Below are 21077 nucleotides of genomic sequence, written 5' to 3' on the forward strand. Positions count from 1 at the left end.
GGTCGACGAGAGCCAGATCGGCAAGACCGCCGCCGAGCTCGCCGCCACGGCCTAACGCGTCACCGGTCATCCGGCCCGTCATCTTCGACGGGCCGGGCGATCTCCGCAACCGATCATCGAGGAACAAGCCAGATGAGCGTTATCGAGAAACAAAGCGTTGCCGAGATCAAGGCACGCAACAAGGAACTGATCGCCGAGGTCCTCAAGGTCTACCCTGAGAAGACCGCCAAGCGCCGCGCCAAGCATCTCAACGTCCACGAGTCCGGCAAGTCGGACTGCGGCGTCAAGTCGAACATCAAGTCGATCCCCGGCGTCATGACGATCCGTGGCTGCGCCTACGCCGGCTCGAAGGGCGTGGTCTGGGGCCCGATCAAGGACATGATCCACATCAGCCACGGCCCGGTCGGCTGCGGCCAGTACTCCTGGGCGGCGCGCCGCAACTACTACATCGGCACGACCGGCATCGACACCTTCGTCACGATGCAGTTCACCTCCGACTTCCAGGAAAAGGACATCGTCTTCGGCGGCGACAAGAAGCTCGCCAAGATCATGGACGAGATCCAGGAGCTGTTCCCGCTGAACAACGGCATCACCGTGCAGTCGGAATGCCCGATCGGCCTGATCGGCGACGACATCGAGGCGGTCTCCAAGGTCAAGTCCAAGGAGTATGACGGCAAGACCATCGTTCCCGTGCGCTGCGAAGGCTTCCGCGGCGTCTCGCAGTCGCTCGGCCACCACATCGCCAACGACGCGATCCGGGACTGGGTGTTCGACAAGCTGCCGGCCGACGCCGCGCCGCGCTTCGAGCCGTCGGATTACGACGTCGCGATCATCGGCGACTACAACATCGGCGGTGACGCCTGGTCGTCGCGCATCCTGCTCGAGGAGATGGGCCTGCGCGTGATCGCCCAGTGGTCGGGCGACGGCTCGCTGGCGGAGCTCGAGGCAACGCCGAAGGCGAAGCTGAACGTGCTGCACTGCTATCGCTCGATGAACTACATCTCGCGTCACATGGAAGAGAAGTACAATATTCCGTGGTGCGAGTACAACTTCTTCGGGCCGAGCAAGATCGCGGAATCGCTGCGCAAGATCGCCAGCTATTTCGACGACAAGATCAAGGAAGGTGCCGAGCGCGTCATCGCCAAGTACCAGCCCCTGATGGACGCCGTGATCGCCAAGTACCGGCCGCGCCTCGAAGGCAAGACCGTGATGCTGTTCGTCGGCGGCCTGCGTCCGCGCCACGTCATCGGCGCCTACGAGGACCTCGGCATGGAGGTCGTCGGCACCGGCTACGAGTTCGGCCACAATGACGACTATCAGCGCACCGCCCAGCACTACGTCAAGGACGGCACGCTGATCTATGACGACGTGACCGGCTACGAGTTCGAGAAGTTCGTCGAGAAGGTCCAGCCGGACCTGGTCGGCTCGGGCATCAAGGAAAAGTACGTGTTCCAGAAGATGGGCGTGCCGTTCCGCCAGATGCACTCCTGGGACTATTCCGGTCCCTACCATGGCTATGACGGGTTCGCGATCTTCGCCCGCGACATGGACATGGCCATCAACTCGCCGGTCTGGAAGATGGCCAAGGCCCCCTGGAAGCAGGCGCCGAAGCCCATGCTCCAGGCGGCCGAGTAATCACCAACCACCCACGGCCTGGCTCTCCTTCGGCGGAGAGCCAGCGCTCCCTGATCGACACAGGAACAACGAGAGGGTACTCCCATGACGCAGTCTGCCGAACATGTGCTCGATCACTTCGAGCTTTTCCGTGGTCCCGAATACCAGCAGATGCTGGCCAACAAGAAGAAGATGTTCGAAAATCCGCGCGATCCCGCGGAAGTCGAGCGTATCAGAGAATGGGCCAAGACGCCCGAATATCGCGAGAAGAATTTTGCCCGCGAGGCACTCACCGTCAATCCGGCCAAGGCCTGCCAGCCGCTCGGCGCCGTCTTCGTCGCCGTCGGCTTCGAGAAGACGCTTCCGTTCGTGCATGGCTCGCAGGGCTGCGTTGCCTATTATCGCAGCCATCTGTCGCGCCACTTCAAGGAGCCGAGCTCCTGCGTGTCGTCGTCGATGACCGAGGACGCAGCCGTGTTCGGCGGTCTCAACAACATGATCGACGGCCTGGCCAACGCCTACAACATGTACAAGCCGAAGATGATCGCGGTGTCGACGACCTGCATGGCGGAAGTCATCGGTGACGACCTCAACGCCTTCATCAAGACCTCGAAGGAAAAGGGCTCGGTTCCGGCCGAGTACGACGTTCCCTTCGCCCACACCCCCGCCTTCGTCGGCAGCCATGTCACCGGCTACGACAACGCGATGAAGGGCATTCTGGAGCACTTCTGGGACGGCAAGGCCGGCACTGCGCCGAAGCTGGAGCGCGTCCCGAACGAGAAGATCAACTTCATCGGCGGCTTCGACGGCTACACTGTCGGCAACATCCGCGAGGTCAAGCACATCTTCGAGGAGATGGGGATCGAATACACGATCCTCGGCGACAACTCGAACGTGTTCGACACCCCGACCGACGGCGAGTTCCGCATGTATGACGGCGGTACGACCCTGGAGGACGCGGCCAACGCCGTCCACGCCAAGGCGACGATCTCGATGCAGCACTACTGCACCGAGAAGACCCTGCCGTTCATCAAGAACCACGGCCACGAGGTGGTCTCTTTCCACCACCCGGTCGGGGTCACCGGCACCGACGCCTTCGTGATGGCGCTGTCGAAGCTGACCGGCAAGGAGATCCCGGAATCGCTCGCCCTCGAGCGTGGCCGCCTGGTCGACGCGATCGCCGACTCCAGCGCCCATATCCACGGCAAGAAGTTCGCGATCTACGGCGATCCGGATCTTTGCCTCGGCCTCGCCTCGTTCCTGCTCGAGCTCGGCGCCGAGCCGACCCACGTGCTCGCCACCAACGGCAACAAGGAGTGGGCCGAGCGGGTGCAGGCGGTGTTCGACTCCTCGCCGTTCGGCAAGAACTGCCACGTGTATCCCGGCAAGGATCTCTGGCACATGCGTTCGCTGCTGTTCACTGAGCCGGTCGACTTCCTGATCGGCAACACCTACGGCAAGTATCTGGAGCGCGACACCGGCACGCCGCTGATCCGCATCGGTTTCCCGATCTTCGATCGCCACCACAAGCACCGCTATCCGGTGTGGGGCTATCAGGGCGGCCTCAACGTGCTGGTCACGATCCTGGATAAGATCTTCGACGAGATCGACCGCAACACCAACGTGCCGGCCAAGTCGGACTACAGCTTCGACATCATCCGATAAATCACGGCGCGCGGCGGTCCCTCGAGGGCCGCCGCGCTTCGATTGGGACGATGAGGCTCAGGGGAAGGCCGTAAGCGGCCGGAGCCTCCTCTCCAGGAAGAGACGCGCAGAAGGTCCGCCAACAGGAGAAGCCGATGAGCTCGCTGTCTGCCACGATCCAGAACGTCTTCAACGAGCCGGGTTGCGGCAAGAACGCCAACAAGTCCGAGGCCGAGCGCAAGAAGGGCTGCACCAAGCAGCTGCAGCCGGGCGGCGCGGCCGGTGGCTGCGCCTTCGACGGCGCCAAGGTCGCCTTGCAGCCGCTGACCGACGTCGCGCATCTCGTGCACGGGCCGATCGCCTGCGAAGGCAATTCCTGGGACAACCGTGGTGCAGCCTCGTCGGGCTCGCAGATCTGGCGCACCGGGTTCACTACCGACATCAACGAAACCGATGTCGTGTTCGGCGGCGAGAAGCGCCTGTACAAGGCGATCAAGGAAATCATCGAGAAGTACGATCCGCCGGCGGTCTTCGTCTACCAGACCTGCGTGCCGGCCATGACTGGCGACGACATCAACGCCGTCTGCAAGGCCGCCTCGGCCAAGTTCGGCAAGCCCTGCATTCCCGTCAATTCGCCCGGCTTCGTCGGGCCGAAGAACCTCGGCAACAAGCTCGCCGGCGAGGCGCTGCTCGACCACGTCATCGGCACCGTCGAGCCCGAGGTGACGACGCCCTACGATCTCAACATCATCGGCGAATACAATCTGTCCGGCGAGCTCTGGCAGGTGAAGCCGCTGTTCGACGAGCTCGGTATCCGCATCTCCGCCTGCATCTCCGGCGACGGCCGTTACAAGGATGTCGCGTCGTCGCATCGCGCCCGCGCGGCGATGATGGTGTGCTCCAAGGCGATGATCAACGTCGCCCGGAAGATGGAGGAGCGCTACGGCATCCCGTTCTTCGAAGGCTCGTTCTACGGCATCCAGGATTCCTCGGATTCGCTGCGCGAGATCGCGCGCCTGCTGGTCGAGCGCGGCGCGCCGGCGGATCTGCTGGATCGCACCGAGGCGGTCATCGCCCGCGAGGAGGCCAAGGCCTGGGCGGCGATCGAGCCGTTCAAGAAGCGGCTCACCGGCAAGAAGGTCTTGCTGATCACCGGCGGCGTGAAGTCGTGGTCGGTGGTGGCGGCGCTGCAGGAGGCCGGTATGGAGCTGGTCGGCACCTCCGTGAAGAAGTCGACCAAGGAGGACAAGGAGCGCATCAAGGAGCTGATGGGCCAGGACGCCCACATGATCGACGATATGGCGCCCCGCGAGATGTACAAGATGCTCAAGGACGCCAAGGCCGACATCATGCTGTCCGGCGGCAAGTCGCAGTTCGTGGCGCTGAAGGCCGCGATGCCCTGGCTCGACATCAACCAGGAGCGCTCGCACGCCTTCATGGGCTATATCGGCATGGTGAAGCTGGTCGCCGAGATCGACAAGGCGATCTACAACCCGATGTGGGAGCAGCTGCGCAAGCGGGCGCCGTGGGAGACCGCCAGCAACAATTGGCAGGCCAAGGCGATCGCCCAGGCCAATGCCGAGGCTGCTGCGCTCGCGGCCGATCCGGTCGCGGCGGAAGCCGCGCGGCGCGCCAAGAAGATCTGCCACTGCAAGTCGGTCGATCTCGGCACCATCGAGGATGCGATCAAGACCCACGGCCTGACCGACGTCGCCGGCGTCCGGACCCACACCAACGCCTCGGGCGGCTGCGGTGCCTGCGCCGGACGGGTGGAGGACATCCTGGCGGCGCAGAAGGCACCGACCGCGCCGCTCCTGCAGGCGGCGGAGTAGGGCGACGCTCATGGCCAAGGTCACCATTGGAAAGAAGGCCTGCGCGGTCAATCCGCTCAAGATGAGCCAGCCGATTGGCGGCTCGTTTGCCTTCCTTGGACTGCGCGGCGCGATGCCGCTGCTGCACGGCTCGCAGGGCTGCACCTCGTTCGGTCTCACGCTGTTCGTGCGCCACTTCAAGGAAGCGGTGCCGATGCAGACCACCGCAATGAGCGAGGTCGCCACCGTGCTCGGCGGCTATGAGAATGTCGAGCAGGCGATCCTCAACATCCATAAGCGGCAGAAGCCGGAGATCATCGGCATCTGCTCGACCGGCGTGACCGAGACCAAGGGCGACGACGTCGATGGCTACATCAGGCTGATCCGCGAGAAGCATCCTGAGCTCGCCAACTATCCGCTGGTCTACGTCTCGACGCCGGACTTCAAGGACGCGTTCCAGGACGGATGGGAGAAGACGGTCGCCAAGATGGTCGAGGTGCTCGTCGACAAGCCGACCTCGACGCGGCGCGATCCTGTCAGGGTCAACGTGCTGCCCGGCTGCCATCTGACGCCCGGCGATATCGAGGAGCTCCGCACCATCTTCGAGGATTTCGGCCTGGAGCCGTCGTTCCTGCCGGATATCGGCGGTTCGCTCGACGGCCATATTCCGGACGAGTTCACGCCGACCACGATCGGCGGCATCGGTCTCGAAGAGATCGCGGTCATGGGCAGCGCAAGCTGGACGATCGCGATCGGCGCGCAGATGAAGCGCGCCGCGGAGGCGATGCAGGCCAAGACGGGCGTGCCCTATCGGCTGTTCGAGCGGCTGTGCGGCCTGCTGCCCAACGACGAGTTCATGACCTTCCTCAGCGAGATCTCGGGGCGTCCGGTGCCGGCGAAGTATCGCCGGCAGCGCGGCCAACTCGCTGACGCGATGCTGGATGCGCATTTCCATATCGGCGGCCGCAAGCTTGCCATCGGCGCCGAGCCGGACCTGCTGTTCGACGTCGCCGGCATGCTGCACGACATGGGCGCCGAGATCTCCGTCGCCATCACCACCACGCAGTCGCCGGTGCTGGAGCGCATGCCGTGCGAGGAGGTGCTGATCGGTGACCTCGAGGATCTCGAAACTCTCGCCAGGGAACGCGACTGCGGTCTGATGATGACGCATTCCCACGGCCGCCAGGCCGCCGCGCGGCTGAAGATCCCGTTCTACCGCATCGGCTTCCCGATGTTCGACCGGCTGGGCGCTGGGCATCTGCTGACGGTCGGCTATCGCGGCACCCGCGACCTGATCTTCGCGCTCGCCAATCTCGTCATCGCCGACCGCGAGGACAACCATCAGCCGACGCCCGACACCTGGCTCGATCCCTGGAAGGATTTTCAGCAGGCATCGACCGACCCTGCCGTCGTGGCGCCGCTGCATTGACGCTTCAGGAGAAAGGACCGACGACATGAAAGTCGCATTCGCTACCCAGGATCTGAAACGCGTCGACGCCCATTTCGGCTGGGCCAAGAACATCGCGATCTACGATCTCGACCCCGAGGGCTATCGCTTCATCGAGACGGTCGAGTTCGATGGCGACCTCAAGGAAGACGGCAACGAGGACAAGCTGGCGCCGAAGATCGAGGCGATCAAGGATTGCGCGATCCTCTATGTCGCGGCCATCGGCGGCTCCGGCGCGGCGCGCGTCGTCGCCAACAACATCCACCCGATGAAGGTCGCCCAGCCCGAGCAGATCAGCGATCTCCTCGGCAAGCTGCAGGACGTGCTGAAAGGCAACCCGCCACCATGGCTCCGCAAGGCTCTTGCCAAGGGCCAGGAACGCACTCTCGATTTCGAGGACTGAGGAACCAACATGTCTGATATCGCGGTAGCAGTCGAACCGGTCGCCGCCGAGCAGCGGCCCTTCGTCAAGGAACTGATCAAGGTCTGGCGTGCCCAGGACACCCATGGCGCTTGGGAAGGCAAGAAGGACATCGACCTGCTCGAGCCCTACATCCTGGACAAGGAGAAGCGGCGGGCCTTGCCGATCATCGGCGATCCTGATCCGGAGACGATCTGGCGGCTGGAGCTGTTCTTCAACGCGGTCGCGCTGTCGATCGAGAAGGCCACCGGCGTGATGATCTCGCCGATGCTGAAGATGAGCCACGAGGGTTTTGGCCGCATGGTGCTGATCGGCGGCCGGCTGATCGTGGTCAACAAGCAGCTGCGCGACGTGCACCGCTTCGGCTTCGACAATCTCGGCAAGCTGGCCGACGAGGGCGACAAGTTCGTCAACGCCGGCGTCGAGATGATCGAGAAGTTCAAGGACGTCGCAAACTACTGAACGGCGAGGATGAGACGATGAACGACCTGGATACATTGAAGGCCGAGATCAAGAAGCTGTCGGCCCGCGCCATGGATGCCAAGATGAACCTGCACGATCTGTCGGAGGAGCTGCCCATCAATTGGGACCAGATCCTCCCCACGGCGCAGAAGGCGCACGAGGCATTCGCCGAGCTGGAGAAGAAGCGGGCCGAGCTGAAGAAGCTCGAGGCCGCGTGAACCCACACGAGGACAAGTCACCATGTCCAATTCAACCCGCGACGGCCGCGACTGGCGGCCGGACTACCTGGTCGCCATCGACGCGGCCAAGTGCATCGGCTGCGGCCGCTGCTACAAGGTGTGCGGCCGCGAGGTCATGACCCTGAAGGGCATCAACGACGAGGGCGAGTTCGTCGAGCTCGACGACGACGAGGATGACGAGGTCGAGAAGAAGATCATGGTCATGCACGACACCGGCGCCTGCATCGGCTGCGGCGCCTGCGCCCGGGTCTGTCCGACCAATTGCCAGACCCATTCGCCGGCGGCGTGAACGTGACGAGCGCGCTGCCATGCTGCGGATGGAAGCCAAATTCACGATCGGCCAGGTGACACGGCATCGCGTCTACGATCTGCGCGGTGTCGTGTTCGATGTCGACCTGTCGTTCTCCGAGGAGGAGGGCTGGCGGGCGATCACCATGGACAAGCGGCTCGACAGGGAGCAGCCGTTCTACTATTTGCTCGCGGAGAGTGGCGACAGCAGCTACATCGCCTACGTGCCGGAGCAGAACCTGATGGCCGACGCCTCGGGTGTGCCGGTGAAGCATCCCGGTATCGGCGAACTGTTCGACGTCGATGATGGCGGCAGCTATCATTACCGCGGGCGGATCTTTCAGTAGTCGAGTGGACGCCGGCCACATCGGTCATGGCGAGGTGCCGTAGGCGACGAAGCAATCCAGAGTCCCCGCACCACCCTGGATCGCGTCGCTGCGCTCGCGATGACGAGGGTGATCGGTAGGGTGGGCAAAGGCGCCTGGGCGGTCCCTCGATATAAGCTCGCTCCATCGCGCCGTCCCCACCGTCTATCAGCGCACGGAACGGCAATGGTGGGCACGCCATCGTTCGGCGCTGCGCGCCGCCCGCTGGCTTTGCCCACCCTACGATTCGAAATCGCAGGGACCTACTCGATCCCCTGTTCCCGTGCCTTCCACATCGCCGCGATCCGGAAGCGCTCGTTGATCGCGGCGGGGCTGGCGAGAATCTCGCTCTGCGCGCCGGCGAAGGCGCCCTCGACGATCGCGGCTTCCTCTTTCGTCAGCGTGATCCGGCCGGCCATGTGGGTGGCGTCCGGCGCCGCTTCCCAGATCTTGCGGCGGTTCGGATGCAGCTTGACCTCGACCAGCTCGAACGCCTCGAGCTCGCCGTCGAGGCAGATGGCCAACCCGATCACCTCGACCTTGCGGCCGTCCTGCGTGGTCTTGACCAACGTCTTTGCCATGCGTGTGCTCCCGTCATTGATGTCCTGAGATCACGCCGCCGCCGGCGTGTCGTCGAGCTGACTCCATTCCGCCCAGGCGCCGTCGTGAACGGCGACGGTGGAAACGCCGAGCCGGTACAGCGCCAGCGCCAGCATGCACGAGATGATGCCCGAGGCGCAGGTGGTGACGATCGGCTTCGCCAGATCGATGCCGGCGGCCGAGAACCGCGCGGCAAGCGCATCGGGCGCCATGAGAACTCCGGTGTCGGGATCGACCAGATCGGCCCAGGGCAGGTTGATGGCGCCGGGAATGTGGCCCTGGCGCTTGAAGGTGAACACGTCGGCTTGCGTGCCGTCGAACTTGCCGGGGCCGCGGGCGTCGACGAGCTGCGCGCCACTCTGGAGTGCGTCCTGCACCTGTGCCGAGGTCGCGACCAGCTCGGGCCGGAAGCTCGCCGCGAAGCTCGCCGGCGCCGGGCGCACCGGCGTCATCTCCGCCGGCTGCTTCTCCTTGGTCCATTTGCCGAAGCCGCCGTCGAGCAGGGCGACATTGTCGTGCCCGAAGGCGCGGAACATCCACCACACGCGGCCCGCGGCCGAGCCGCCATAGTGACGGTCATAGACGATGACGCGATCGGCATTGCCGATGCCGAGCAGCCCGACCTTGTGGGCGAAATCCTCTGCCGTCGGCAGCATGTGCGGCAGCGGGTTGGTCTTGTCGGCGACCTGGTCGATGTCGAAATGCACCGAGCCCGGCAGGTGCCGGCCGCGATATTGCGTACGGCCGTCGAGGTTGGTGCTCGGGTGATGCCAGGTGCAGTCGAGGATCTTGATATCCGGATCAGACAAATGCTGCGCCAGCCATTCGGAGCTGACCAGGGCTTCGGAAGGATCTCTGCTCATGCATGCGCTCGCGATTTTGAAGGGCCGATGGGAAGGGCCGACGAGATGGCTGACGGGTACGCGCGTCAGAGCGTTTTCGGCATCGCATATCCCGGGCGCGGATGGCTGTCGTAATACTCCGGACGCTCCGGCCAACCGCCATCGGCGATGATCTTGAACGTCGCGATGGTGACCGGCGCGCCGGGCGAGCACGACACTTCGGTGAACTTGATCTCGCGCTCGCCGGGGCCGGTCGAGAAATCGGCGACCGTGGTGCCGTCGGCTTTGCGGGCGCGCGCGAAGCCGGGCGTGCCGACGGTGGCGGCGGGCACGGCGGCGGCGACGAAGTTCGGCTGCTCCAGGCCGTCGACGGCAGGGCCGAAGGCGGGCGAGCCAAAGGTGAAGGTCGCAAGCACGCCGCTGCGGTCGACCGCCTTGTCGGCGGTGATCGGACGCGCCACCGAGTAGACGGTCAGCGTGCCGCCGTCCAAAGCGGCCTTGATGTCGTCGAGCGAGCTCTCGACGAAGTCCAGTGTCACGTTCATGTCGATCTCCTTACAAAGGGCCGTTTGCGGGAGAAATTTTCAAGTTCTGTGCCAGTCTCTCGCAACAGCGAGAAAGACAGGAGACGCGCTGAGTTGCGCGAATCTTGCAATGTGGTTCGTCAGCGAGCCGATTGTCGCTCTCGCTGTGCGGAAAGCGGCAATGTCGGACATGCGCCAGACATCGATGGAGCCTGACATGACGACCGACGTCGCCTACGCCATCTGCAGCTTCAACGACATCCCGAGCCGCCGCGCCATGGGCTTCCAGCTCATGATCGTGGCGGAGGACGGCAGCCATCGTCCCTGGCCGATCTTCGTGATCCGCTGGGGCAAGCAGGTGTTCGGCTATCTGAACCTGTGCCCGCACGACAAGGTGAATCTCGACTGGGAGCGCAACCAGTTCATGGACGGCAACGGCCTGCGCATCCTCTGCGGCAAGCACGGCTCGCTGTTCGAGATCGGCACCGGGATGTGCGTCGACGGCCCCTGCAAGGGCGAGAGCCTGACACCCGTCGCTCTGTCGGTGATCGATGGCGACATCTGCGTCACCGGCGTGACCCTGGTCGAAGATGACGAGGACGACGAGGAGGAGACCGGCCTGCAATGTGAGGAAGGCTGAGATCTCACATGAAGTCCCGGCGCGAGGGCCGGGACTTCGACTTACGTGTGAAGGGAAGGGGCGGTCAGACCGGCCGGTTCTCGTTGCGGTTCTTGACCGGCTCCATCTTGGCCAGCGCATCCGCATAGGCGACGAACTCGTAGTTATCGCTGAACTTCACGGCGGCGTCGAGCACGTAGTCGAGCTTGCCGGCGGTATCGAGCTTCTTGATGTCGTTCTTGTCGATCGACAGGAGATCCATCATCTCCTTCCAGACCGTCGATTCATCGCAGGGCAGGACATAGAACGTCACATCGCCCATCTTGATGCGGTACTTCGCCAGGAGGTCGATGTTGTTGCAGAACATGAAGTAGCTGCCGTCCGGCGTCAGCAGGCCCTTGAGCACCTCCACCGCCGTCTCGAGATAGGCGAGCGAATGAATGTAGCCGACGAGCACCGGGATGGTCGGCTGGCCGTCGTTCACGATCGTCAGCACCTGCTCGATCGAGAAATCCGGCGGGCGCTTCTCGTCGGCGACCTGGGTCTGGAACTTCAACGCGATGTCGCCGCGGAAGCCGAACCGTCCCGGCTTCGTGGTCGGCGCCTTCAGCACGGCGTTGAGCAGCCGTCCCTCCTTGTCGAGTTGCGCGAGCGCAGTGGTCTCGATCGCAACCGTCTTCTCCAATGTCGTCATCAGCAAATCCCCTCGCATGTCCTTCATGAGCCGTTCGCCGCACGGCGCGGTCAAAAGGGCGGTGATGCAAGTTGTCTGCCGATGTTTGTTGCGCGTTGATTTGTTTGAAACTTTTGCCCGTCGGGCCGGCCGATTGTCGGATTTGCGCCGCGACATCGCGGCGTCACGGGCGCGACACGGCGTGAACCGCGCCTGTCGCAAAGCCGACACGCGTCGGAAACGCCACAGCGACATCGCGAAAAGCCGTGGTCTTTCAAGCGATTGTTCCATGGCATGAGACTTGCCAATTCTGTTCGCAACAGCCGAATGGGAAAGGCCAGACGATGATGATCAACCTGACCGACAGCGCCATCAACGCAGTTCGCAACGCGATCACGACCTCCGATAAGCCGGTCGACGGCCTTCGGATCATGGTCGAAGCCGGCGGCTGCGCCGGTCTCAAATACAACATGGGCCTCGTCAGCGGCAGCGAGCCGGAGGACACGGTGATCGAGCGCGAGGGCGTGCGCGTGCTCGTCGATCACAAGAGCCTCGAATATCTCGAGGGCACGACGATCGATTTCGTGATCGCGCTGGAAGGCTCCGGATTCACCTTCGAGAACCCGAACGCGAAGTCCAGCTGCGGTTGCGGCAAGTCCTTCGCCTAAACAGTCCTTCGCTTAAATCTTCGCTTCATCCATCAACACGAGAGAAGTGACATCATGCTGGTCGAAACCCAGGGCATCGTCGAAGCGCCGGCTCAGATGAGCGAGCGCGAGCGGATCATCCGGGCCGTGATCGAGGAGGTTCGCCCGAACCTCAAGCGCGACGGCGGCGATTGCGAGCTCGTCGAGATCGACGGCAACAAGATCATGGTCAAGCTGGCCGGCGCCTGCATCTTCTGCAAGCTCGCCAGCGCGACCCTGGAGGGCATCCAGGCGCGCATGATCGAGAAGCTCGGCGAGTTCGTCCGTCTCGTTCCGGTCGCCGGCGCACCCAAGGCGCGGCATTAAGGAGCAGCTTTGCGTCCGGTGTACCTCGACAACAACGCCACGACGCGCGTCGACCCAGAAGTCGTCGCGGCGATGTTGCCGTTCTTCACGGAGCAATTCGGAAACGCCTCGTCCTCGCATGCCTTCGGCAGCGAGGTCGCGGGCGCCGTCCGCCAGGCGCGCAAGAGTCTGCAGGCGCTGCTCGGCGCCGCGTTCGATCACGAGATTGTCTTCACGTCGGGCGGAACGGAATCCGACAACAGCGCGATTCTGTCGGCGCTGGAGACGCAGGATGGGCGCAACGAGATCGTCACGACGGCGGTGGAGCATCCCGCGATCCTGTCGCCGGTCGAGCATCTCCGTGACAAGCGCGGCGTGACAATGCACCTGATCGGCGTGGATGCTTCCGGCCGGCTTGATCTCGAAGCCTACAAGCGCGCGCTCGGGCCACGCACCGCGATTGCTTCGGTGATGTGGGCCAACAACGAGACTGGCACCCTGAATCCCATTCCGGAGCTGGCCAAGCTCGCGCATGACGCGGGCGCGCTGTTCCACACCGATGCCGTGCAGGCGGTCGGCAAGATTGCGATTGATCTGAAATCCGCCGGCGTCGACATGCTGTCGCTGTCCGGACACAAGCTGCACGGGCCTAAGGGCATCGGTGCGCTCTATGTCAGGAAGGGCGCGCCGTTCGCGCCGCTGGTGCGCGGTGGCCCGCAGGAGCGCCGGCGCCGCGGTGGCACCGAGAACGTTCCCGCCATCATCGGGCTCGGCAAGGCGGCTGAGCTCGCCGCCAAACATCTCGCCGACGAGCAGGGCCGGGTGCGCGCGCTGCGCGACCGGCTGGAGCAGGGCATCATCCAGAGCGTCGGCCATTGCGTTGTGCTCGGTGATATCGAGCAGCGGCTGCCGAACACCGCCAACATCGCGTTCCAGCATCTTGAAGGCGAGCCGATCGTGATGCGGCTGAACCAGGCCGGCATCGCCGCCTCGCTCGGCTCCGCCTGCGCTTCCGGCTCGATGGAGCCCTCGCATGTCCTGCGTGCGATGAACGTGCCGCCGGATTTCCTGCGCGGCGCCGTCCGCTTTTCGCTGTCGCGCAACACCACGGACGACGACATCACGCGCGTGCTGGCCGTGCTGCCCGACATCGTCGGCCGGCTGCGCGAGACCTCGCCGGCCTGGCAGCATCATCACCCGTCGAATGCGGCGGACGCCCTTCGTCTCACGGAGCTTACGTAATGAAAGTCATGATCCGCCGCTCGCCGGAAACCGGCCTCTCGATCTACGTCCCCAAGAAGGACCTGGAGGAGCCGATCGTCGAGACCGAGCATGAGACCTTATGGGGCGGCTGGATCCGCATCGCCAATGGCTGGGTGCTCGAGCTGCCGCAGATGGCCGCCGACACACGGCTGCCGATCACGATCAATGCGCGCAAGCGCGGTGGAGAAGGGGACGAGTGATGAATGCACCGCTTCCTCATATCGACATCATCAAGCAGGCCGACGCCGAGGCGCTGCTGAAGGACGTCGTCGCCAGGCTCAAGGCCGGCAAGGTGGTTCCGTTCCTCGGACCCGCCGTGTCGGAGCAGTCCGGCGCGCCTGTACCGATGAATCCGGAAGCGCTGGCGGCGTTCTTCGGCACCAAGGTCGCGCTGCCGCGCCGGGCCAAGGGCAATGCCTGGGCGTCGGCGCAGCACATCGAGAGCACGCGTCACCGTTCGACGGTCACGGCGCTGATGGCGGAAGCCTTCGCCGCGCCTGTGGCTCCGACACCGCTGCAGCAGCATCTGGCGTCGCTGCCGCTGCCGATGATCGTCGACAGCTGGTATGACGGCGCGATGCGGGCGGCGCTGGCCGGCCGCAGCGATTGGGGCGAGGTGCAGGGCATCACCCGCGCCCATATCGGCGAAGACCGCTGGTATCGCTTTTACGACGCAGCGGGTGGCGAGAGCGATCGCGAGAAGGCCAATGGCTGGACCACGCTGCTGTACAAGCCGCATGGTGGCGTCACGCCGGCCAAGAACTTCCTGATCACCGACGCCGACTATGTCGAGGTCCTGACCGATATCGACATCCAGACGCCGATTCCCGACACCGTGAAGGATCGCCGCACCGATCGCGGATTCCTGTTCATCGGCTGCCGCTTCAACGACCAGCTGCTGCGCACCTATGGCCGCCAGGTCATCAAGCGCTCGGGCACCGAGCACTACGTCCTGGTCGAGCCGGACACGCTGTCGAAGAACGAACTGAAGTTCTTCATCGCCGAGCGGCTGACGCCGATCGCGATCCCGCTTGCCCGCGCCACCGAGATCATCATCGGCGGCTGAGCCTGATCCGTCACACTTACGAACAGCGCGGCCGCAAGCCGCGCTGTTTTGCTGTGCGTCGTCTCCTCGATCCGAGTCTGTAACGTTTCTAACAACGCATCAAACGGGAGGCTTTCGCATGTTGGCAAGGCGACAGCCGCAGTGCTCTTGCTAACGCGTTGATAGTCCGAAGAAATGATCTTGTCCGCGGCGTGGCACGCGAGTTGCTGAACCCTAAGCCAAGGCGGTTTGCGGCTCGCCAGCAACGTTAAGGAGCGGACATGGACGCGTCAGTGCAGCACGACCAGGCGACGATACCGGACGGCGACAAGCTGAGCTCGGTGATGCAGACCATCGCAGAACACAAGGGCTGCGGCACTTCGGGCGGCAGCGGCAAGGCGAGCTGCGGCTCGGGCGCCGGCGAGAACGACCTGCCGCCGGAGATCTGGGAGAAGGTGAAGAACCATCCCTGCTACAGCGAGGAGGCGCATCACCACTACGCGCGCATGCATGTCGCCGTGGCGCCCGCCTGCAACATCCAGTGCAACTACTGCAATCGCAAATATGACTGCGCCAACGAGTCGCGTCCGGGCGTCGTCAGCGAGAAGCTGTCGCCGGAGCAGGCCGCCAAGAAGGTGCTCGCGGTCGCCTCGACCATTCCGCAGATGACCGTGCTCGGCATCGCCGGCCCCGGCGATCCGCTCGCCAATCCCGAGAAGACCTTCAAGACCTTCGAGCTGATCGCGCGCACCGCGCCGGACATCAAGCTGTGCCTGTCGACCAACGGTCTCGCGCTGCCCGACCATGTCGACACCATTGCCGGATTCAACGTCGACCACGTCACCATCACCATCAACATGGTCGACCCCGAGATCGGCGCCAAGATCTATCCCTGGGTGTTCTGGAAGCACAAGCGCTACACCGGCGTCGAAGCCGCCAAGCTGCTGACCGACCGCCAGCTGCAGGGCCTGGAGATGCTGACCGAGCGCGGCATCCTCTGCAAGGTCAATTCGGTGATGATCCCAGGCGTCAACGACAAGCATCTCGTCGAGGTCAACAAGGCGGTGAAGTCGCGTGGCGCCTTCCTGCACAACATCATGCCGCTGATCTCCTCGCCGGAGCATGGCACCGTCTTCGGCCTGACCGGCCAGCGCGGCCCGACGGCGCAGGAGCTGAAGGCGCTGCAGGACGAGTGCGAAGGCGAGATGAACATGATGCGGCACTGCCGCCAGTGCCGCGCCGACGCCGTCGGCCTGCTCGGCGAGGACCGCTCGGCGGAGTTCACCACCGACAAGATCATGGCGATGGAAGTGAACTACGACATCGACAGCCGCAAGGCCTATCAGGAAGCGGTCGAGAGCGAGCGCGTTGCCAAGGTCGTCGCCCGCCAGGAGGAGCTTGCCTCGCTCGCCGGCCAGTCGAGCGACATCAAGCTTCTGGTCGCGGTCGCGACCAAGGGCTCGGGCCTGATCAACGAGCATTTCGGTCACGCCAAGGAGTTCCAGGTCTACGAGCTCTCGACGGCTGGCGCGAAGTTCGTCGGCCACCGCCGCGTCGACCTGTACTGCCAGGGCGGGTATGGCGACGAGGACAGCCTGGAGACCGTGATCCGCGCCATCAACGACTGCCATGCGGTGTTCGTCGCCAAGATCGGCGGCTGCCCGAAGAGCGACCTGCAAGCGGCGGGAATCGAGCCGGTCGACCAGTTCGCCCACGAGTTCATCGAGAAGTCGGCGATCGCCTGGTTCAAGAGCTATCTCGACAAGGTCAACAGCGGCGAGATCGAGCACATCGTGCGCGGCGACGCCGAGATCCGCCAGGGCGCCCTGACCTCGGCGGCCTGACATCAGATCCCGGCGGCGCTCCGCCGCCGCCGGTCCCTTTCGACAGGAGCGTTTCATGACTTTGAAGATCATTGCCTCGCAGTGCACGAGCTGTTCGGCCTGCGAGCCCGAATGCCCGAACGTGGCGATCTCCGAGAAGAACGGCACCTTCGTGATCGACCCCAAGAAATGCACCGAGTGCCTCGGCCATTTCGATGAGCCGCAATGCGCGGCCGTCTGCCCGGTCGACAACACCTGCGTGATCGACAATTCCTATCCGCGCTATCAGCCGCCGGCCTGAGGAGAGCCAGATGAACTTCACGCTCACACCAGCCGCGCAGAAATTCATGCGCATGATGCTGCGGGCCGACGGCACCGCGGGCTCCGGCTTCCGCCTCGCGGTGTCGCCAGGCGGATGCTCCGGCCTCGCGGCCGAGATCAGCGTCCTCGCGACGCCGCAGGCCGGCGATGCCGTGGTCGAGCGTGACGGCGTCAAGCTGTTCCTGCCGGCGGAGAGCCGGCTGCTGCTCGACGGCGTCACCATCGACTTTGCGGATACCGCGACGCAGACCGGACTCGTGTTCCACGATCCGAAGCAGGTCTCGTGCTCCACACACGCCCTGAAGGCGCTGTAGCAGCAGGAAGGCGTCCCATGCCCACCGATGCCCGGCCCAGCTCCCAGACTGCCATCGAGGACGCGCTGCTTGCGGACGCGCTGCTCGGCGGCGGTCTGCCTGAGGAGGCCGAGCATCATCTACAGCAGGCCAGCCTGAGCTACCATCTCGACGAGGTCGCGGAGACGCATCTCAAGCAGGCCGAGGCCTTGGCGCCCGATCACGCGGCCGTCTTGATCGGGTTCTATCGCTTCTATTTCTACAAAGGGCGGCTGAACGACGCGCTGCGCATTGCCAAGCGCTGCCTCGCCAAGGCCGCGGTCGAAAATCATCTGCCGCCGCATTGGCGCGACGTCCGGCCGGAGCATGCCGAGTTCGGCAGTTTTGATCACATGCTGCCGCGCTTCTTCATGTTCACCTTGAAGGGCTATGCCTACCTGCAGATGCGGCTCGGCAATCTCGTCGAGGGGCGGCTCGCGGTGCAGAAGCTGCTCGACCTCGATCCCAGCGACAAGATCGGCGCGCGCGTCCTGCTCGAGGTCGTCGACCGGGTGGAGCTCGACGATGAGTGACGACATCGACGAGGCCATCGACTGGCAGGGCAACGAGATCAGCTGCACGGGCTGCGCCCACGAGCAGCTGAGCGCGGCCGGCGGCTGCAGGATCCGGCACGCCTGCGTGCACGACCGCTATGCGCGCCGCATCGACCGCTTCTTCAACTGGAATCCGGCGCTCGCCAACGATTACGTCAAGCATCCGCATTTCGAGGTGCGCGCGATCGCAGCCAAGCATGCGAGCCCGTTCTACCTGCCGCCGCTTCTCGACGATCCCGAGGAGACCGTGCGCTGGAATGCGGCGCGGCGGCTGCCGAAGCGTTTGGTGCTCCGGCTGCGCCACGACCCGCATCGCGAGGTCCGCATCCGCATCGCGACCGTGCTCGATCCGGAAGACCTGATGCCGATGATGATGGACGATGACTATTACGTCCGTCTCGTCGTCGCCCGCCGCATCGTGCCGTCCGTGCTCGGCCGCATGATGGGGGATCCTGAGGCCGAAGTCCGCCGCGTCGTTGCCCGGCGCATCCCCAGCGACTGGCTGCTCGGCATGATCAGCGATCCCGACGCGCGGGTCCGGCTCGAAATCGCGGAGCGGCTTGCGCCGGATCTGCTGACGACAATGCGGAGGGATGCCGACTGGCGCGTGCGTCATGAAGTTGCGAGCCGCATCCCGCTCGCGGAGCTCGCCGAGCTCGCGCGGGATGAAGATCCGCTGGTGCAGGAGATGGCGCGCGGGCGTCTCGACAACCGTTCGGGAGCTGCGATGGAGAAACCGGCATGAGCAACATCGTTCGTGACAGCGAGGTCGTGGAGCTTTCGGCGCCGCCTTATTTCACGTTCGGCGAGAAAGTGAAGGCGAAGCGCACCATCCGCAACGACGGCACCTATGCGGGCAAGGAGATCGGCGAGATCCTCGCGAAGAAGGGCGAGATCGGCTACGTCGTCTCGATCGGCACCTTCCTGCAGCAATTCTACATCTACGGCGTCGAGTTTCTGGAGAGCGGAAACCGCGTCGGCATGAAACGCAAGGAGCTCGAATCCACCGTTCCGCGGGGGGACGCGGAGGACGAGCTGCCGCTGCCGGGAGCGTACAGATCATGATCGAACCGCGGATGCCGAAATACCAATGGGGTCAGCGCGTGAAGGCGCTGATCGACCTCGTCAATGACGGTTCGTTCCCGAATGCGCCGGCGGAGGCCAAGCTCGTCGGCGTCGGTGACATGGGCGAGATCGTCCAGGTCGGCACGCATACGGAGGCGAACATGCCGATCTATCTCGTCGAGTTCGGCGAGAAGCTTGTAGTGGGGTGTCTGGAGGAGGAGATCGTCCCGGTCTGAGGGGCGATGATCAGCCATGGCGGCAACCGCGCGTCAGCCCAGCCTCGTCCTGCCTGCGCATCCCAACGAGTTGGATCGCAAGCGGATCGAGCGCGCGCTGAAGTCGCGCAAGCGCTACCGCTATGTCGAGCCGGCGGTCGTGCCGGTCGACGAAGGTTATCAGGTCCGCAGTCCGTGCTGCTCGCGCAACATCGACAAGGACGGTGGGGTGATCGACGTGGCGCTGCTGCGTCATGACCCTGCGAAGACAATGTGGAAGCTGTTCTGGAGAGATCACGCAAAGGGGAGCTGGGAGCTGCACAGCGTGCACCAGCGGTTGACCGCGGCGGTCGACGAGCTGAACGCCGACCCCGAGCGGATCTTCTGGCAGTAACGAGGAGGACGGGTGAGATGGCATTGGCGGAGCAGGAACTGAATGAGATCGCGCAGGTCCTCGAGCAACCCGACGCCGGGAGCTCGGCGTTCGGTGAGCTGCGCCGCCGCTTTCCCAAGCTGGTTATGACCCGCTGCGACGCCTCGGATGTCACGGAGGCGCCGTTCCGCACTTACGCGGCGTTCGACCTGCATCTGCTTGACGCCAGCGAGCATTGTGCAGGGGTGACCGACGATCCGGCCAAGGCCACCGGTCTGATCCTGGCCAAGCGGAGCTGATCATGACCAAGCCCTATCTGGTGCATGACGCCGACCGGCAGGAGCAGGACGAGGTCGAACTGACACCGGTCGGCTCCGACTTCATTCCGCTGTCCGATCCCGACATCACGACGGCGGAGATCGCGGCTGTCGAGGCGACCTTGCGCTCGCCGCGGCTGTCCACCGGTCCGCTCGTCGAAGAGTTCGAAACTGCGTTCGCGGCCTATCTCGGGCGCAAATATGCCATCGCGGTCCCGAGCGGAACGCTCGGCCTCCTGCTCGTGCTCAAGGCGATGGGGATCGGGGCCGGCGACGAGGTGATCGCATCGTCCTATTCGTTCCGCGAGGTCGCGCACGCGATCAGCATCGCCGGCGCCAAGCCGGTGTTCTCCGACATCGACTACTACTCGGGCACGTTGGCGCCGAGCAAGATCGAGGCCCGGATCACCGAGCGCACCAAGGCGATCCTGGCCGGCAACACCAACGGCCATCCGGCGAAATGGACCGAGCTCCAGGCGATCGCCAAGGCGCACGACCTGCCGCTGATCGAGGATTCGAGCGAGGCGATCGGCTCGAAGTATCAGGGGGCCCTTGTCGGCACATTCGGCGCGGCCTCGGTGTTCGACTTCTCCCAGCCATTCGCGCTGACCTGCGGCGAGGGCGGCATGGTCGTCACCGATGATGTCGACATCGCGGTGGCGGTGCGCCGGCATCGCTCGCACCGCCTCGACGAGCGGGCCTCTGTCGTCGTTTGCAGCACTCCGTCGCATCAGGCGGTGATGAGCAACGTCACCGCGGCGCTGGGACTGGCGCAACTGAAGCGGATCGACGAGATCCTCGAGCGGCGCAAGCTGATCGAGCAGGTCTATTACAGCGAGGTGCAGTCGTTCGAAGGCATCAAGGACCCTTATGTCGGCCCTGACGTCACCGACGTGAATTGGTTTCTCTACCAGGTGCATCTGGGGACGCGGTTCTCGAAATCGAGCCGTGACTCGATCGTCGAGGATCTTCGGGTCGAGCAGGTCGAGGCCGTCGCCTATTCCAACCCGCTGCATCTGCAGCGGCACTATTTCGACATGGGCTATCGGCGCGGCGACTATCTCGTCACCGAGAAGGTCGCCGATCGCGTCGTGGCCCTGCCGTTCCACGTCCATCTGACCACCGACCAGATCGCCTTCATCGTCGCGACCATGAAGGACGCCTCGGTCAATGTCGGAGCGGGCGCGGCGATCTACTGACGTCAATTGACTCAACCCAGCAAAGGAGA

Annotated in this window: 29 protein-coding genes; 25 read left to right on the forward strand and 4 right to left on the reverse strand. The window is 64.4% G+C overall.

Translation table 11 applies throughout. The annotated features are described in order from the left end of the window. Window positions 1–132 precede the first annotated feature (132 nt). The 9 genes from nifD (at window position 133) to hspQ (ending at window position 8273) form a co-directional block, all read left to right on the forward strand. Complete coding sequence (gene nifD, locus NLR35_RS32970; RefSeq protein ID WP_257170725.1) at window positions 133–1635, forward strand: nitrogenase molybdenum-iron protein alpha chain; 1503 nt, start codon at window positions 133–135, stop codon at window positions 1633–1635. A gap of 84 nt (window positions 1636–1719) precedes the next feature. Beyond that, a complete protein-coding gene (gene nifK / locus NLR35_RS32975; RefSeq protein WP_257170726.1) occupies window positions 1720–3279 on the forward strand; it encodes a nitrogenase molybdenum-iron protein subunit beta in 1560 nt (519 codons plus the stop codon). Between the two features lie 134 nt (window positions 3280–3413). Next, window positions 3414–5090: a nitrogenase iron-molybdenum cofactor biosynthesis protein NifE gene (gene nifE, locus NLR35_RS32980; RefSeq protein WP_257170727.1), complete on the forward strand. Its 1677-nt coding sequence runs from the start codon at window positions 3414–3416 to the stop codon at window positions 5088–5090. A 10-nt stretch (window positions 5091–5100) separates the two neighbouring features. Then, window positions 5101–6498, forward strand: a complete 1398-nt coding sequence (gene nifN, locus NLR35_RS32985; RefSeq protein ID WP_257170728.1) for a nitrogenase iron-molybdenum cofactor biosynthesis protein NifN — start codon at window positions 5101–5103, stop codon at window positions 6496–6498. A gap of 25 nt (window positions 6499–6523) precedes the next feature. Further along, the gene (nifX, locus tag NLR35_RS32990; protein ID WP_257170729.1) at window positions 6524–6919 is read left to right on the forward strand and encodes a nitrogen fixation protein NifX; all 396 of its coding nucleotides are present in this window, start codon (window positions 6524–6526) and stop codon (window positions 6917–6919) included. Window positions 6920–6928: 9 nt separating this feature from the next. Further along, window positions 6929–7399, forward strand: coding sequence for a NifX-associated nitrogen fixation protein (locus NLR35_RS32995; protein WP_257170730.1), 471 nt, complete (start codon window positions 6929–6931; stop codon window positions 7397–7399). A 17-nt stretch (window positions 7400–7416) separates the two neighbouring features. Further along, window positions 7417–7617, forward strand: coding sequence for a CCE_0567 family metalloprotein (locus tag NLR35_RS33000; RefSeq protein ID WP_257170731.1), 201 nt, complete (start codon window positions 7417–7419; stop codon window positions 7615–7617). A 22-nt stretch (window positions 7618–7639) separates the two neighbouring features. Then, the gene (gene fdxB, locus NLR35_RS33005) at window positions 7640–7927 is read left to right on the forward strand and encodes a ferredoxin III, nif-specific (RefSeq protein WP_008960273.1); all 288 of its coding nucleotides are present in this window, start codon (window positions 7640–7642) and stop codon (window positions 7925–7927) included. A 19-nt stretch (window positions 7928–7946) separates the two neighbouring features. Next, window positions 7947–8273: a heat shock protein HspQ gene (gene hspQ / locus NLR35_RS33010; RefSeq protein ID WP_257170732.1), complete on the forward strand. Its 327-nt coding sequence runs from the start codon at window positions 7947–7949 to the stop codon at window positions 8271–8273. Window positions 8274–8554: 281 nt separating this feature from the next. Here the strand turns inward: hspQ and NLR35_RS33015 are convergent, their stop codons facing one another. From NLR35_RS33015 to NLR35_RS33025, 3 genes are all read right to left on the reverse strand, one after another. Further along, on the reverse strand, window positions 8555–8872 hold the full coding sequence (locus NLR35_RS33015) for a hypothetical protein (protein WP_008965769.1): 318 nt from the start codon (window positions 8870–8872) through the stop codon (window positions 8555–8557). A gap of 30 nt (window positions 8873–8902) precedes the next feature. Further along, window positions 8903–9754 (reverse strand): sulfurtransferase, encoded by an 852-nt coding sequence (locus NLR35_RS33020; protein WP_257170733.1) that lies wholly within the window; start codon window positions 9752–9754, stop codon window positions 8903–8905. Between the two features lie 65 nt (window positions 9755–9819). Next, on the reverse strand, window positions 9820–10278 hold the full coding sequence (locus tag NLR35_RS33025) for a hypothetical protein (RefSeq protein ID WP_257170734.1): 459 nt from the start codon (window positions 10276–10278) through the stop codon (window positions 9820–9822). Window positions 10279–10474: 196 nt separating this feature from the next. Between NLR35_RS33025 and NLR35_RS33030 the strand changes: the two genes are divergently transcribed. Further along, window positions 10475–10897, forward strand: a complete 423-nt coding sequence (locus NLR35_RS33030; protein WP_257170735.1) for a Rieske 2Fe-2S domain-containing protein — start codon at window positions 10475–10477, stop codon at window positions 10895–10897. Window positions 10898–10961: 64 nt separating this feature from the next. On the opposite strand, the gene NLR35_RS33035 is transcribed toward NLR35_RS33030, so the two are convergent. Continuing rightward, window positions 10962–11570 (reverse strand): hypothetical protein, encoded by a 609-nt coding sequence (locus NLR35_RS33035; protein ID WP_257170737.1) that lies wholly within the window; start codon window positions 11568–11570, stop codon window positions 10962–10964. 326 nt (window positions 11571–11896) lie between these two features. Between NLR35_RS33035 and NLR35_RS33040 the strand changes: the two genes are divergently transcribed. The 15 genes from NLR35_RS33040 to NLR35_RS33110 all read left to right on the forward strand — a co-directional run bounded on the left by NLR35_RS33040 (window position 11897) and on the right by NLR35_RS33110 (window position 21048). Next, a complete protein-coding gene (locus NLR35_RS33040; RefSeq protein WP_257170758.1) occupies window positions 11897–12217 on the forward strand; it encodes an iron-sulfur cluster assembly accessory protein in 321 nt (106 codons plus the stop codon). 54 nt (window positions 12218–12271) lie between these two features. Continuing rightward, window positions 12272–12562, forward strand: coding sequence for a NifU family protein (locus tag NLR35_RS33045; RefSeq protein ID WP_172115359.1), 291 nt, complete (start codon window positions 12272–12274; stop codon window positions 12560–12562). Window positions 12563–12571: 9 nt separating this feature from the next. Next, a complete protein-coding gene (nifS, locus tag NLR35_RS33050; protein WP_257170738.1) occupies window positions 12572–13783 on the forward strand; it encodes a cysteine desulfurase NifS in 1212 nt (403 codons plus the stop codon). Then, entirely contained in the window at window positions 13783–14004 is a 222-nt protein-coding gene (nifT, locus tag NLR35_RS33055; RefSeq protein WP_012029022.1) for a putative nitrogen fixation protein NifT, read from the forward strand. The genes nifS and nifT overlap by 1 nt, the downstream gene beginning before the upstream one ends. Then, the gene (locus tag NLR35_RS33060) at window positions 14004–14870 is read left to right on the forward strand and encodes an SIR2 family protein (RefSeq protein WP_257170739.1); all 867 of its coding nucleotides are present in this window, start codon (window positions 14004–14006) and stop codon (window positions 14868–14870) included. The genes nifT and NLR35_RS33060 overlap by 1 nt, the downstream gene beginning before the upstream one ends. Before the next feature lie 260 nt (window positions 14871–15130). Next, entirely contained in the window at window positions 15131–16693 is a 1563-nt protein-coding gene (gene nifB, locus NLR35_RS33065) for a nitrogenase cofactor biosynthesis protein NifB (RefSeq protein WP_257170740.1), read from the forward strand. 55 nt (window positions 16694–16748) lie between these two features. Next, the gene (locus NLR35_RS33070) at window positions 16749–16973 is read left to right on the forward strand and encodes a 4Fe-4S binding protein (RefSeq protein WP_172134713.1); all 225 of its coding nucleotides are present in this window, start codon (window positions 16749–16751) and stop codon (window positions 16971–16973) included. Between the two features lie 10 nt (window positions 16974–16983). After that, a complete protein-coding gene (locus NLR35_RS33075; protein WP_257170741.1) occupies window positions 16984–17307 on the forward strand; it encodes an iron-sulfur cluster assembly accessory protein in 324 nt (107 codons plus the stop codon). Window positions 17308–17324: 17 nt separating this feature from the next. Next, on the forward strand, window positions 17325–17858 hold the full coding sequence (locus tag NLR35_RS33080) for a hypothetical protein (protein ID WP_257170742.1): 534 nt from the start codon (window positions 17325–17327) through the stop codon (window positions 17856–17858). Continuing rightward, the gene (locus tag NLR35_RS33085) at window positions 17851–18624 is read left to right on the forward strand and encodes a 4Fe4S-binding leucine-rich repeat protein (protein WP_257170743.1); all 774 of its coding nucleotides are present in this window, start codon (window positions 17851–17853) and stop codon (window positions 18622–18624) included. The genes NLR35_RS33080 and NLR35_RS33085 overlap by 8 nt, the downstream gene beginning before the upstream one ends. After that, window positions 18621–18944, forward strand: a complete 324-nt coding sequence (locus tag NLR35_RS33090; RefSeq protein ID WP_006609680.1) for a nitrogen fixation protein NifZ — start codon at window positions 18621–18623, stop codon at window positions 18942–18944. The genes NLR35_RS33085 and NLR35_RS33090 overlap by 4 nt, the downstream gene beginning before the upstream one ends. Then, window positions 18941–19180: a nitrogen fixation protein NifZ gene (locus tag NLR35_RS33095; RefSeq protein ID WP_006609681.1), complete on the forward strand. Its 240-nt coding sequence runs from the start codon at window positions 18941–18943 to the stop codon at window positions 19178–19180. Before NLR35_RS33090 ends, NLR35_RS33095 begins: the two co-directional genes overlap by 4 nt. Window positions 19181–19196: 16 nt before the next feature. After that, entirely contained in the window at window positions 19197–19553 is a 357-nt protein-coding gene (locus NLR35_RS33100; protein WP_257170744.1) for a DUF3024 domain-containing protein, read from the forward strand. Between the two features lie 17 nt (window positions 19554–19570). Beyond that, window positions 19571–19831, forward strand: a complete 261-nt coding sequence (locus NLR35_RS33105; protein WP_257170745.1) for a hypothetical protein — start codon at window positions 19571–19573, stop codon at window positions 19829–19831. A gap of 2 nt (window positions 19832–19833) precedes the next feature. Next, on the forward strand, window positions 19834–21048 hold the full coding sequence (locus NLR35_RS33110; protein ID WP_257170746.1) for a DegT/DnrJ/EryC1/StrS aminotransferase family protein: 1215 nt from the start codon (window positions 19834–19836) through the stop codon (window positions 21046–21048). Window positions 21049–21077: the final 29 nt, after the last annotated feature.

This window comes from Bradyrhizobium sp. SRS-191 (assembly GCF_024586915.1).
Lineage (GTDB): Bacteria > Pseudomonadota > Alphaproteobacteria > Rhizobiales > Xanthobacteraceae > Bradyrhizobium.

What these genes read in the sequence shown, in the direction of transcription:
- nifD (WP_257170725.1), top strand. Translation starts at nt 133, where the DNA reads ATGAGCGTTATCGAGAAACAAAGCGTTGCCGAGATCAAGGCACGCAAC.
- nifK (WP_257170726.1), top strand. Translation starts at nt 1,720, where the DNA reads ATGACGCAGTCTGCCGAACATGTGCTCGATCACTTCGAGCTTTTCCGT.
- nifE (WP_257170727.1), top strand. Translation starts at nt 3,414, where the DNA reads ATGAGCTCGCTGTCTGCCACGATCCAGAACGTCTTCAACGAGCCGGGT.
- nifN (WP_257170728.1), top strand. Translation starts at nt 5,101, where the DNA reads ATGGCCAAGGTCACCATTGGAAAGAAGGCCTGCGCGGTCAATCCGCTC.
- nifX (WP_257170729.1), top strand. Translation starts at nt 6,524, where the DNA reads ATGAAAGTCGCATTCGCTACCCAGGATCTGAAACGCGTCGACGCCCAT.
- NLR35_RS32995 (WP_257170730.1), top strand. Translation starts at nt 6,929, where the DNA reads ATGTCTGATATCGCGGTAGCAGTCGAACCGGTCGCCGCCGAGCAGCGG.
- NLR35_RS33000 (WP_257170731.1), top strand. Translation starts at nt 7,417, where the DNA reads ATGAACGACCTGGATACATTGAAGGCCGAGATCAAGAAGCTGTCGGCC.
- fdxB (WP_008960273.1), top strand. Translation starts at nt 7,640, where the DNA reads ATGTCCAATTCAACCCGCGACGGCCGCGACTGGCGGCCGGACTACCTG.
- hspQ (WP_257170732.1), top strand. Translation starts at nt 7,947, where the DNA reads ATGCTGCGGATGGAAGCCAAATTCACGATCGGCCAGGTGACACGGCAT.
- NLR35_RS33015 (WP_008965769.1), bottom strand. Translation starts at nt 8,872, where the DNA reads ATGGCAAAGACGTTGGTCAAGACCACGCAGGACGGCCGCAAGGTCGAG.
- NLR35_RS33020 (WP_257170733.1), bottom strand. Translation starts at nt 9,754, where the DNA reads ATGAGCAGAGATCCTTCCGAAGCCCTGGTCAGCTCCGAATGGCTGGCG.
- NLR35_RS33025 (WP_257170734.1), bottom strand. Translation starts at nt 10,278, where the DNA reads ATGAACGTGACACTGGACTTCGTCGAGAGCTCGCTCGACGACATCAAG.
- NLR35_RS33030 (WP_257170735.1), top strand. Translation starts at nt 10,475, where the DNA reads ATGACGACCGACGTCGCCTACGCCATCTGCAGCTTCAACGACATCCCG.
- NLR35_RS33035 (WP_257170737.1), bottom strand. Translation starts at nt 11,570, where the DNA reads ATGACGACATTGGAGAAGACGGTTGCGATCGAGACCACTGCGCTCGCG.
- NLR35_RS33040 (WP_257170758.1), top strand. Translation starts at nt 11,897, where the DNA reads ATGATCAACCTGACCGACAGCGCCATCAACGCAGTTCGCAACGCGATC.
- NLR35_RS33045 (WP_172115359.1), top strand. Translation starts at nt 12,272, where the DNA reads ATGCTGGTCGAAACCCAGGGCATCGTCGAAGCGCCGGCTCAGATGAGC.
- nifT (WP_012029022.1), top strand. Translation starts at nt 13,783, where the DNA reads ATGAAAGTCATGATCCGCCGCTCGCCGGAAACCGGCCTCTCGATCTAC.
- NLR35_RS33060 (WP_257170739.1), top strand. Translation starts at nt 14,004, where the DNA reads ATGAATGCACCGCTTCCTCATATCGACATCATCAAGCAGGCCGACGCC.
- nifB (WP_257170740.1), top strand. Translation starts at nt 15,131, where the DNA reads ATGGACGCGTCAGTGCAGCACGACCAGGCGACGATACCGGACGGCGAC.
- NLR35_RS33070 (WP_172134713.1), top strand. Translation starts at nt 16,749, where the DNA reads ATGACTTTGAAGATCATTGCCTCGCAGTGCACGAGCTGTTCGGCCTGC.
- NLR35_RS33075 (WP_257170741.1), top strand. Translation starts at nt 16,984, where the DNA reads ATGAACTTCACGCTCACACCAGCCGCGCAGAAATTCATGCGCATGATG.
- NLR35_RS33080 (WP_257170742.1), top strand. Translation starts at nt 17,325, where the DNA reads ATGCCCACCGATGCCCGGCCCAGCTCCCAGACTGCCATCGAGGACGCG.
- NLR35_RS33085 (WP_257170743.1), top strand. Translation starts at nt 17,851, where the DNA reads ATGAGTGACGACATCGACGAGGCCATCGACTGGCAGGGCAACGAGATC.
- NLR35_RS33090 (WP_006609680.1), top strand. Translation starts at nt 18,621, where the DNA reads ATGAGCAACATCGTTCGTGACAGCGAGGTCGTGGAGCTTTCGGCGCCG.
- NLR35_RS33095 (WP_006609681.1), top strand. Translation starts at nt 18,941, where the DNA reads ATGATCGAACCGCGGATGCCGAAATACCAATGGGGTCAGCGCGTGAAG.
- NLR35_RS33100 (WP_257170744.1), top strand. Translation starts at nt 19,197, where the DNA reads ATGGCGGCAACCGCGCGTCAGCCCAGCCTCGTCCTGCCTGCGCATCCC.
- NLR35_RS33105 (WP_257170745.1), top strand. Translation starts at nt 19,571, where the DNA reads ATGGCATTGGCGGAGCAGGAACTGAATGAGATCGCGCAGGTCCTCGAG.
- NLR35_RS33110 (WP_257170746.1), top strand. Translation starts at nt 19,834, where the DNA reads ATGACCAAGCCCTATCTGGTGCATGACGCCGACCGGCAGGAGCAGGAC.